General features: G+C 41.2%; 1 protein-coding gene. It reads right to left on the reverse strand.

The window, feature by feature from the left end; translation table 11 throughout:
* Positions 1 to 13 precede the first annotated feature (13 nt).
* Positions 14 to 1,321 carry an IS4-like element ISVa16 family transposase gene (locus tag AACV32_RS09525; protein ID WP_064624465.1) on the reverse strand — a complete coding sequence of 436 codons (1,308 nt, stop codon included), beginning with the start codon at positions 1,319 to 1,321 and terminating at the stop codon, positions 14 to 16.
* Between the last annotated feature and the right edge of the window lie 91 nt (positions 1,322 to 1,412).

The raw sequence follows: 1,412 nt of genomic DNA on the forward strand, positions 1-1,412 counted from the left end.
TAATGCCGTTCACTTAAGAGTGAACGGCATTTTTGTTCTTAGCATACCGTTGTGGTCTAGGCTTAACTGTTCTAGGGAATGTTCTTTCCCTTCGCCCTTCAAGTATTAAGCTTTCAGCCATGTTGTGAAAACCCTTTAACTGACGAGGTATTGCTCCTGGTGTTGAGTAAGGTAAGCCTACAAGTAACGCAGATACATGAGCTAATGTGCCGTTAAAACTCAGTTGATAAGGAAGATAGTTTCCCTTTAAATTGAAGCAGAGCTCTACCATCTGATATCGAATTAAATTGTAAGTAAGCAAGATGCCCCATAACTCCTGCTTTACCAACTCTGGTAAACGACTTCGCAGCGTGAGACGGTTTCCAAGCATGTATTGTTTTTGCTCTCGGTAGCCTAGCTCTATCTCCCAACGATGCTCATAAAGACCAGTAATATCTTTTGATGGGTAACGCAGGGGATCTGTCATAGAAGTTAATACTTGGTAGTCTTTTCCTTTAATTTTACGAGTGACAAGTCGAGCGGTTATCGACTTTGGTAAATCAGACCATCGCTTTCTAGCTCTTGGATTACTGTGTAATTGAACAAGTTTGTCATTTCGCCCTAAAGATTGAACAATGTCATATTGTGTATTTTTCTTGAGGGGGATAAGCCAATGGCGCTCTGAGCCAGAGTCTTGCCATTTATGTAATAAGCCTAAAGAATAGAACCCCTTATCGAACATTGTCACGCTATGATTCGGTGTTGTTTCTATCAGTTTTTCAGCTAATACCATTTCGTTTGTATTGTAATTATCAAAGGCACTGGCCGTGATAATGTGACTGCTTAGTTCCATTTGGCAGACCATTCTCACCTGCGGATATTGTGTCCCTTTTTGTCGAGAAAATGCATTTTCATTTTGCGGGTTATCGGGCGTGCGCCAAACAACGCCATCGACGCCAAGAAGCGTTAATCCATTCCACTGGGGTAACTTTGCACTTTTTAACCATGAAGTCGTCATTCGCTCAAAGACCGCTTTAATTGCGCCTTCACCCAACGTCTTTCGACGTTGAGTCAGCGCACTCGGTGCGACAAAAGCTTTACCCGTACGGTCGACAATATCAAGTTGGTTAACTAAGTCTTTCATGGATTTATTGTTGTAGATAGCCATTCCAACAAGTAACCAAACCATGGATTCTAGAGTTAATTTCCTCTTTCTCATCGTGACGGTATCAGTAAGAGAATAAGCTTCGTTGATGAGGTCAATTGGAAGTAAGTCAGACAAAGTCTCAACGTTGCTAGGTTTCCAATCATTAATTATGTTTAGAGCTTGAGAAACATCCATAAAAAAATCCAAGTGCATTAAATACACTTGGATTTTGACAGCTCTGAAGGATCGTTCAACCGATCACTTTGGCCTTAACTGATCGGCATTA

Origin of the sequence: Vibrio sp. B7, assembly GCF_963888765.1 — a bacterium.
GTDB classification, from domain to species: Bacteria; Pseudomonadota; Gammaproteobacteria; order Enterobacterales; family Vibrionaceae; genus Vibrio; species Vibrio anguillarum.

Coding starts and splice junctions, on each gene's coding strand:
- AACV32_RS09525 (WP_064624465.1), bottom strand. CDS start 1,321: ATGGATGTTTCTCAAGCTCTAAACATAATTAATGATTGGAAACCTAGC.